7 protein-coding genes are annotated in these 8,812 nt (G+C 69.8%); 5 read left to right on the top strand and 2 right to left on the bottom strand.

Features of this window, described 5'->3' with window-relative positions; all coding sequences use genetic code 11:
• The first annotated feature begins 17 nt into the window (after positions 1–17).
• Positions 18–1,067, top strand: a complete 1,050-nt coding sequence (locus P1P70_RS34995) for a WD40 repeat domain-containing protein (RefSeq protein ID WP_319245058.1) — start codon at positions 18–20, stop codon at positions 1,065–1,067.
• 24 nt (positions 1,068–1,091) lie between these two features.
• On the opposite strand, the gene P1P70_RS34990 is transcribed toward P1P70_RS34995, so the two are convergent.
• On the bottom strand, positions 1,092–1,943 hold the full coding sequence (locus P1P70_RS34990; protein WP_319245056.1) for a TetR/AcrR family transcriptional regulator: 852 nt from the start codon (positions 1,941–1,943) through the stop codon (positions 1,092–1,094).
• Positions 1,944–2,042: 99 nt separating this feature from the next.
• Here P1P70_RS34990 and P1P70_RS34985 point away from each other — a divergent pair, with 99 nt between their 5' ends.
• The 4 genes from P1P70_RS34985 to P1P70_RS34970 all read left to right on the top strand — a co-directional run bounded on the left by P1P70_RS34985 (position 2,043) and on the right by P1P70_RS34970 (position 7,455).
• Positions 2,043–3,023, top strand: a complete 981-nt coding sequence (locus P1P70_RS34985) for an ATP-binding cassette domain-containing protein (RefSeq protein ID WP_319245054.1) — start codon at positions 2,043–2,045, stop codon at positions 3,021–3,023.
• The gene (locus P1P70_RS34980; RefSeq protein ID WP_319245052.1) at positions 3,020–3,886 is read left to right on the top strand and encodes an ABC transporter permease; all 867 of its coding nucleotides are present in this window, start codon (positions 3,020–3,022) and stop codon (positions 3,884–3,886) included. The genes P1P70_RS34985 and P1P70_RS34980 overlap by 4 nt, the downstream gene beginning before the upstream one ends.
• 140 nt (positions 3,887–4,026) lie before the next feature.
• Positions 4,027–5,607 (top strand): cellulase family glycosylhydrolase, encoded by a 1,581-nt coding sequence (locus tag P1P70_RS34975; protein ID WP_319245050.1) that lies wholly within the window; start codon positions 4,027–4,029, stop codon positions 5,605–5,607.
• Between the two features lie 225 nt (positions 5,608–5,832).
• Positions 5,833–7,455, top strand: a complete 1,623-nt coding sequence (locus P1P70_RS34970; protein ID WP_319245048.1) for an alpha/beta hydrolase — start codon at positions 5,833–5,835, stop codon at positions 7,453–7,455.
• A 121-nt stretch (positions 7,456–7,576) separates the two neighbouring features.
• Here the strand turns inward: P1P70_RS34970 and serC are convergent, their stop codons facing one another.
• Positions 7,577–8,695 carry a phosphoserine transaminase gene (serC, locus tag P1P70_RS34965; RefSeq protein ID WP_319245046.1) on the bottom strand — a complete coding sequence of 373 codons (1,119 nt, stop codon included), beginning with the start codon at positions 8,693–8,695 and terminating at the stop codon, positions 7,577–7,579.
• Positions 8,696–8,812 lie beyond the last annotated feature (117 nt).

Here is an 8,812-nt window from a genome sequence, read left to right as displayed (position 1 = left end):
ATGGCAGGCTTGGGCGCATGCGCCGTCGCCCCCTCAACCGCCCTCACCCCCTCCGCCGGTTCCGTGCGGCCCGCGCGGCCCGCACCGGCTTCGCCGGTCTCGCCGCGATCCTGCTCGCCGCACTCCCGGCCGCGCCCGCGGTCGCCGACGACGACGGGTTCACGATGAAGGACTCGCGGATCACCGAGTCGAGCGGTCTCGCCGCGTCCCGGCAGCACCCGGGGGTCTACTGGACCCACAACGACAGCGACGACGGCGCCTTCCTCTACGCCGTCGACAGCGGGACGGGCGAGACGGTCGCCACGGTCACCCTGACGGGCGTCGGCACCCCGCGTGACGTCGAGGCCGTCTCCATCGGCCCGGACAACAGGCTCTACGTCGGCGACATCGGCGACAACCTCGGCGGCACCTGGGCGTACGTGTGGATCTACGAGCTGCCGGAGCCGAAGGAGCTCAAGGACCAGACGGTCAAGGCCACGCAGTACGTCGTGAAGTACGAGGACGGGGCGCGGGACGCCGAGGCGCTGATGGTGCATCCGAAGACCGGGCGGGTCTACATCGCCGACAAGAACGAGGCGGGCGGATCGCTGTACGAGGGCCCGGCGGAGCTGTCCGCCTCCGGCACCAACGTGTTCAAGAAGGTCGCGGCCGTCCCCGACCTGGAGGTCACGGACGGCGCGTTCTCGCCGGACGGCAAGCAGCTCGCCCTGCGCGCGTACTTCGGCGGCATCCTCTACGACTGGAACGGCGGCAAGATCAAGAAGGTCGAGCGGCTGAGCGTGCCCCTGCAGCGGCAGGGGGAGTCGGTGACCTTCAACACCGACGGCTCGAAGATCATGTACGGCAGTGAGGGGTCCGGCAGCTCCGTCGTCGCGCGGGAGGTGCCCGGTGGCGGTTCCGGGAGCGGCGGCTCCGGCTCGTCCTCCTCCGACGACGACGGTTCCGGCACGACCCAGGCCGACGGCGAGGGCACCAGCTCGACCGTCAAGGTCGGCGCGCTCGCCGTGGCCGGCGCGGTCGTCGTCGTATGGGGCTTCCGCCGGCTTCTGCGCCGCCCGCCTTCCTGACCCACCCGCCTACCCGCGGCCCGCCTACCCACGGCCGGCCTCCGCATTCCCGGTCTTCGCGCCGCCCTCGCGGCGCCGGTTCACGAACACCTCCAGGCCGTCCAGGATGCGCTGCAGTCCGAACTCGAAGTGGTCGAAGTCCGAGCCGAACGAGTCCTCGGAGAGGCCGGCCAGGAGGGGGTAGCGGCCGGAGAGCATGAGCTCCTCCAGGAGGGGCGCCTGGGCCTGCCAGAACTCCGTGTCGGTGAGGCCGGTGCGGTGTTCCGCCTCCTCCGCGTAGACCTGCGTACGGGCGGCGCCGACGACATAGCCGTCCACGGCGACGACCGCGGAGATCAGTTCGGGGTCGGTCAGCCCCATGGACTTGATGCGGGAGAGGATCTTCTCCATGCCGTCCAGCGCGCTGGGCCCGAGGACGGGGCGGGACTGGTTCACCTGGAGCAGCCACGGGTGGCGCCGGTAGAGGGCCAGGGTGGCGCGCCCCATGGCCTCCAGGGCGGAACGCCAGCCGCCGTCGCCGAGGTCGGAGGGGTTCTCGGAGGGCCGCTGGACGCGGTCGAGCATCAGGTCCAGCAGTTCGCCCTTGCCGGGGAGGTAGCGGTACAGGGACATGGTCCCGGTGCCGAGTTCGGTCGCGACCCGGCGCATCGAGAGCGCGTGCAGCCCCTCCGTGTCGGCGACCCGGATCGCCGCCTCCACGATCCGGTCCAGGGTGAGGCCCGGTTTGGGGCCGCGACTGGGGCGGGGGCCGGTGTCCCAGAGCAGTTGCTGGGTGCGGACGATGTCGCCGCTGCCGCTGGTCTCCGTGCCGACGGCGGTGCCGGCCGCCGTAGCTCCTGCCGCACCGCCCGCCGTAGCGCTTTTGCCCCTTGTCATGAGCCTGAGTTTAGGTCCTCGCGGAAAAACTGGGTACGTCGTACGCGAAATCGGGTACGGTGTACCCAGTTCTTGACGGAAGTCTGTTGAGGGGGACTCATGAGTGACGGGTACGCGGTCCGGGCGGAGGGCCTGGAGAAGCGGTACGGGGAGAAACGCGCGCTGGACGGCTTCGACCTCACTGTCCGCGAGGGCGCGGTGCACGGCCTCCTCGGCCCGAACGGCGCGGGCAAGACCACCGCCGTACGCATCCTCTCCACGCTGCTGCGTCTGGACGGCGGCCGGGCGACGGTGGCCGGCCTCGACGTGGCGCGAGACCCGCGCGAGGTGCGGGCCCGTATCGGGCTGACGGGTCAGTACGCGGCCGTGGACGAGGTCCTGACCGGGCGTCAGAACCTGGAGATGTTCGGCCGGCTGTTCCACCTCGGCGGCAAGCGGGCGAAGCTGCGCGCGGTCGAGCTGCTGGACCGGTTCGACCTCACCGACGCCGCCGACAAGGGCGTCGGCAAGTACAGCGGCGGCATGCGGCGCCGGCTCGACCTCGCCGCCTCGATGATCCTCGCCCCCTCCGTCCTCTTCCTCGACGAGCCGACGACCGGCCTCGACCCGCGCAGCCGGGGTGAAGTCTGGGAATCCGTACGGGCGTTGGTGGCGAGCGGTACGACCGTGCTGCTCACCACGCAGTATCTGGAGGAGGCCGACCGGCTCGCCTCGCGCATCACCGTCATCGACCAGGGCCGGGCCATCGCGGACGACACCCCGGACGGGCTGAAGAGCACGGTCGGCGGTGACCGGATCGAGGTCGTCGTCGCCGAGCGCTCCGACATCCCGCGCGCGGTGAAGGTCGTCGCCCGCGTCTCGGACGGCGAACCGGAGTCGGACGAGACGGAGTTGCGGGTCCACGCGCCCGTGACCGACCGCGTCTCCGCTCTCACCGAGGTGGCCCGCACCCTCCAGGACGAGGGTGTGCGGGTCGAGGACATCGGCCTGCGCAGGCCCAGCCTGGACGACGTGTTCCTGCGCCTGACGGGCCACCGCACGGAGAAGACCGACGAGAACGACGAGGGGGCCACCGCATGACCGCCGTCGATCCGAACGCCGTCGCAGCCCGTGGCGTCGCCACGAGCGCCGTCGACCTGGACGTGTCGAGCGAGCACGGCCGTACGTACTGGGTGCTGGCCGACGTCTGGAACATCGTCCGCCGCGGACTCACCCACTACCGGCGCCAACCGGTCAACATCGCCTGGCAGTTGGGCTTCCCGATTCTCTCCGTCCTGCTCTACGGCTATGTCTTCGGCAGCGCCATGCAGGTGCCCGGGGGCGGGGACTACCGGGACTTCCTGATGCCGGGGATGTTCGTGATGACGATGGCCTTCGGGTTCATCAACACGGCGACCCTCGTGGTCTACGACTCCACCAAGGGCGTCATCGACCGGTTCCGCTCCATGCCGATGGCGCCGTCGGCGGTGGTCGCGGGGCGGGGGGTCACCGATCTCCTCGTCGCCTGCGCCGAGTTGGCCATCATGATGCTGACGGCCCTCGCGATGGGCTGGCGCCCCGACGCCGGCCTCGGCTTCCTGGCCGCGTTCGGGCTGCTGCTCTGGCTGCGCTTCGCGCTCATCTGGATCGGCGTCTGGCTGGGCCTGCTGGTCCCCAACCCGGAGGCGGCGGGCGGTCTCTTCGCGGTGGCCTTCCCGCTGACCATGATCTCCAGCATCTTCGTCGCCCCGCAGTTGATGCCCGACTGGCTGGGCTGGATCGCCGCCTGGAACCCGATCTCCTCCACGGCCGCCGCGACCCGCGACCTGTTCGGCACGCCGGTCGGCGGCGGTGACTCCTGGATCGAGCAGAACGCGCTGCTGATGGCCGGGGTGTGGCCGGTGGTGCTCACGCTGATCTTCCTGCCGCTGGCGGTGCGGAGGTTCCAGAAGCTGAGCCGGTGAGGACCGCGCGGGGCGTCCGGTGTACCAGGTGGCGCCGGACGCCTTGACGTGTTCATGTGATCTGTCTTCCATGGAGGTGCGGGGGATGGGAGCGCTCCCATCCGTTCCGGCCCCGCGCCTCCCGAGGAGGAAGCAGCGACATGTTCCGCAGCTTACGGAGAACCCTGGGCGCCCTGTGCGCGGCCGCCGCCGTGCTCGCGCTGCCCCTGACCGGCGGCGCGCAGGCGGCCGCCGGTGCGGCCGGCGCGGCTGAGAAGGTCGCCGCGGCCGAGGCCGGTGCCGGTTACTGGCGCACCAGCGGCCGGCAGATCCTGGACGCGAACGGTCAGTCCGTCCGTATCGCCGGCATCAACTGGTTCGGTTTCGAGACCGCCAACCACGTCACCCACGGCCTCTGGGCCCGCGACTACAAGAGCATGATCGACCAGATGAAGTCGCTGGGCTACAACACCATCCGGATGCCCTACAGCGACGACATCCTCAAGCCCGGCACCATGCCCGACAGCGTCAACTACTCCGACGGAAAGAACGCCGGCCTCCAGGGCCTCACCTCGCTCCAGGTGCTGGACAAGATCGTCGCGTACGCCGGTCAGAGCGGCCTGAAGATCATCCTCGACCGGCACCGCCCGGACGCGGCGGGCCAGTCGGCGCTCTGGTACACCTCGGCCGTCCCCGAGACGACGTGGATCACCAACCTCAAGGCGCTGGCCACCCGGTACAAGGGCAACCCGACCGTCGTCGGCATCGACCTCCACAACGAGCCCCACGATCCCGCCTGCTGGGGCTGCGGCGACACGGCGAGGGACTGGCGGCTGGCCGCCCAGCGCGCGGGCAACGCGGTCCTCTCCGTCAACCCGGACCTGCTGATCCTCGTCGAGGGCGTCCAGACGTTCAACGGTGTCTCGGGCTGGTGGGGCGGCAACCTGATGGGCGTGGCCCAGTACCCCGTACAGCTGGACGTGGCGAACCGGGTGGTGTACTCGGCCCACGACTACGCCACGAGCGTCGCCCAGCAGAGCTGGTTCAGCGACCCGTCCTTCCCGGCCAACATGCCGGGCGTCTGGGACAGGTACTGGGGCTACATCTTCAAGCAGAACATCGCGCCGGTGTGGGTCGGCGAGTTCGGTACGACCCTCCAGTCCACGGTCGACCAGCGCTGGCTGGCGGCCCTGGTGACCTATCTGCGCTCGACCTCCGCCCACGGCAACGACTCCTTCCACTGGACCTTCTGGTCCTGGAACCCCAACTCCGGTGACACCGGCGGCATCCTGAAGGACGACTGGCAGACGGTGGACACGGTCAAAGACGGCTACCTGACCAGCATCAAGGCCCCGGGCTTCCCGCCGGGCGGGGGCACCGACCCCGGTGACCCGGAGGACCCCGGTGGCCCGGGTGGCCCGGGTGGCCCGGGCGGTGGGACGCCCGCCTGCACCGCCGCCTACACCGTCAGCAGCGACTGGGGCAGCGGCTTCAACGCCGAGGTGAAGGTCACCAACACCAGCGCGACCGCGATCGGTTCCTGGAAGGTGACCTGGACCTGGCCCGGCTCCCAGCGGGTGACGAACATGTGGAACGCCTCCCACACCCAGAGCGGGGCGACGGTCACGGCGACCAACGCGGCGCACAACGGGACGGTCCCGGCGGGCGGTTCGGCGAGCTTCGGCTTCGGGGGTGCGCCCGGGGGCGGGGGTGTGCCGAGCGTGAGCTGCACGGCGGCGTGAGAAGGGTGTTCCGGGAGCGCGCCCCGAGGCCCCCCGGCATGTGAGGGGCATGTCCTGGATATGGGTAACTGCCCCTTTCTGTGAAGCAGTTGAGAGTATGCAATGACTCAATTCGGTCAAGTCTTGGTCGAATGAGTTCTTGAGGGGTGTGGTCTTCGGGAACCATGCCGCACGGGCCGCGCACCCGCGGCCCGTGAACCCCCCTCATCGTTGCGAGAGAACTCCATGAGAAGAAGCGCAGCCGTGCTGTGCGGCGCCGGTGTCGTCCTGGCCGGGACGCTCAGCGCCGTTCCCGCCAACGCGAGCGGGTCGCCCGCCGCGAACACCGTCCAGGCCGCCGCCGCGAAGGTCACCTGGAAGAAGTGCGCCACGGACGACTACCCGACGCTGCAGTGCGCGTCGGTGAAGGTGCCGCTCGACTACGCGAAGCCGAGCGGGAAGAAGATCACACTGGCGCTGTCCCGCGTGCCGCACACCTCGAAGACGTATCAGGGCCCGCTGCTGGTCAACCCCGGCGGCCCCGGCGGCAGCGGTCTCACGCTGGCCGGATTCGTCGCCTCCTCGCTGCCGAAGAAGGTCGCGGCCCAGTACGACGTCATCGGCTTCGACCCGCGCGGCGTGGGCGCCAGCAAGCCCGCCCTCAACTGCAAGCCCGGGTACTTCAACCCGGTGCGCCCGGACTCCGTGCCCAGCACGGCCGCCATAGAGAAGGCGAACCTCAAGCGGGCCCAGGACTTCGCCAAGGCCTGCGGCACGAAGCACAAGGACGTCCTGCCGTACATCAACACGATCAACGCCGTGAAGGACCTGGACTCGATCCGCAAGGCCCTCGGCGCCAAGAAGATCAACTACTTCGGCTACTCGTACGGCACCTACCTCGGCGCGGTCTACGCCAAGCTCTACCCCGAGCGCGTACGGCGTCTGGTGCTCGACTCGATCGTCGACCCGACCGGCGTCTGGTACGAGGACAACCTCGACCAGGACTACGCCTTCGACAAGCGCCACAAGGCGTTCATGAAGTGGGTCGCCAAGCACAACGCCACGTACAAGCTCGGCACCGACCCGAAGAAGATCGAGGCGAAGTGGTACGCCATGCGCGCCGCACTCGCCAAGAAGCCGGTCGGCGGCTCGGTGAAGGTGGGCGCCTCCGAGCTGGAGGACACCTTCCTCCCCGGCGGCTACTACAACGGCTACTGGCCCTTCCTCGCCGAGGCGTTCGCGGCCTACGTGGGCGACAAGAACGCCGACCCGCTGGTCGAGGCGTACCAGAACTTCGCCGCCGTCGACTCCTCCGGTGACAACGGCTACAGCGTCTACACCTCGGTGCAGTGCCGTGACGCGTCCTGGTCGCGCGACTGGAAGAAGTGGCAGAAGGACAACTGGGCGGTCTACAAGAAGGCGCCCTTCATGACCTGGAACAACGCCTGGTACAACGCGCCGTGCGCGTTCTGGCCGACCAAGTCGCTGAAGCCGGTGAACGTCGCCAACTCCAAGCTGCCCCCGACGCTGCTGTTCCAGGCGACGGACGACGCGGCCACCCCGTACCAGGGCGGTCTCACCGTCCACAAGCTGCTCAAGAACTCCAGCCTGGTCGTCGAGCAGGGCGGCGGCAACCACGGCATCACGCTGAGCGGCAACAGCTGCCTCGACAAGCACCTGGCCACCTACCTCACCAACGGCAAGGTGCCGCACGGCAAGGGCAAGGTCGACGCCACCTGCAAGAAGCTGCCCGACCCGAAGCCGGCGGCCCCGCAGGAGGCCTCGGCCCAGTCGACGCTGAGCTCGACGCAGGGGCCGGCCGCGACCCGCGGTGAGACCCTGCACGGCATCCTCGGCTTCCGCGGCTGAGCATCGCCGTCGCGCTGAGGCAACCGTCACGGTGAGGAAGCCGTCACGGTGAAGCACGCGAAGGGCGCCCGGCAGCATGTGCTGCCGGGCGCCCTTCGGTGTCGTACGGGAGTGATCGGGGTCAGAGCTTCTCGATCACGTAGTCGACGCACTTGGTGAGGGCCTCGACGTCCGCCGGGTCGATCGCCGGGAACATGGCGACACGGAGCTGGTTGCGGCCGAGCTTGCGGTACGGCTCGGTGTCGACGACGCCGTTGGCGCGCAGGACCTTGGCGACGGCGGCGGCGTCGATCTCGTCCGAGAAGTCGATCGTGCCGATGACCTGGGACCGCTTGGCCGGGTCGGCGACGAAGGGGCTCGCGTACTTGCTCTCCTCCGCCCACGTGTACAGCCGGGTCGAGGAGTCCTTCGTCCGGGCCGTGGACCAGCTCAGACCGCCCTGGCCGTTGATCCACTCCAGCTGCTGGTTGAGCAGGAAGAGGGTGGCGAGGGCCGGGGTGTTGTACGTCTGGTTCTTGCGGGAGTTGTCGATCGCCGTCGGCAGGCTGAAGAACTCCGGGACGTGACGGCCGGAGGCGTGGATCCGCTCGGCGCGCTCGATGGCGGCCGGGGAGAAGACACCGATCCACAGGCCGCCGTCGGAGGCGAAGGACTTCTGCGGGGCGAAGTAGTAGACGTCGGTCTCGGCGATGTCGACGGGCAGGCCGCCGGCGCCGGAGGTGGCGTCGACCAGGACGAGGGCGCCCTCGTCGGCACCGGCCACGCGCTTGATCGGGGCGGCGACACCGGTGGAGGTCTCGTTGTGGGTGAAGGCGTAGACGTCGACGCCCGCCTCGGCCTGCGGCTCCGGGTGGGTGCCGGGGTCGGAGGAGACGACCGTGGGCTCGGCGAGCCAAGGGGCGAGCTTCGCGGCCTTGGCGAACTTCGAGCTGAACTCGCCGAAGGTCAGGTGCTGGCTCTTGTTCTCGATCAGGCCGTGGGTCGCGACGTCCCAGAACGCCGTGGAGCCGCCGTTGCCGAGGACGACCTCGTAGCCCTCGGGGAGGGAGAACAGCTCGCTGATGCCCGCGCGGACCTGGCCGACCAGGTTCTTCACCGGGGCCTGGCGGTGGGAGGTGCCGAGCAGGGAGGTACCGGTGGCGGCCAGGGCGTCCAGCGCCTCCGTCCGCACCTTGGAGGGGCCCGCGCCGAAACGTCCGTCGGCGGGCTTGATGTCAGCGGGGATCTGGATATCAGCCACGTCGCGAGCCTATCGGCTCCGCGAAACGGGGGCGAAACGTCGTCCGTCGGGTGAGACGGGGTCGGGGTGCCTGGTAGCTCGGGGGTGCGGGTTTCGTCGGCGGGTGCGGGTGCGGGT

The sequence above is a fragment of the Streptomyces sp. MB09-02B genome, assembly GCF_033794485.1.
GTDB lineage: Bacteria > Actinomycetota > Actinomycetes > Streptomycetales > Streptomycetaceae > Streptomyces.
The sequence above is the reverse complement of the archived record's forward strand: the minus strand, read 5'-3'. Positions and strand labels throughout refer to the sequence as shown.

What these genes read in the sequence shown, in the direction of transcription:
- P1P70_RS34995 (WP_319245058.1), top strand. Translation starts at nt 18, where the DNA reads ATGCGCCGTCGCCCCCTCAACCGCCCTCACCCCCTCCGCCGGTTCCGT.
- P1P70_RS34990 (WP_319245056.1), bottom strand. Translation starts at nt 1,943, where the DNA reads ATGACAAGGGGCAAAAGCGCTACGGCGGGCGGTGCGGCAGGAGCTACG.
- P1P70_RS34985 (WP_319245054.1), top strand. Translation starts at nt 2,043, where the DNA reads ATGAGTGACGGGTACGCGGTCCGGGCGGAGGGCCTGGAGAAGCGGTAC.
- P1P70_RS34980 (WP_319245052.1), top strand. Translation starts at nt 3,020, where the DNA reads ATGACCGCCGTCGATCCGAACGCCGTCGCAGCCCGTGGCGTCGCCACG.
- P1P70_RS34975 (WP_319245050.1), top strand. Translation starts at nt 4,027, where the DNA reads ATGTTCCGCAGCTTACGGAGAACCCTGGGCGCCCTGTGCGCGGCCGCC.
- P1P70_RS34970 (WP_319245048.1), top strand. Translation starts at nt 5,833, where the DNA reads ATGAGAAGAAGCGCAGCCGTGCTGTGCGGCGCCGGTGTCGTCCTGGCC.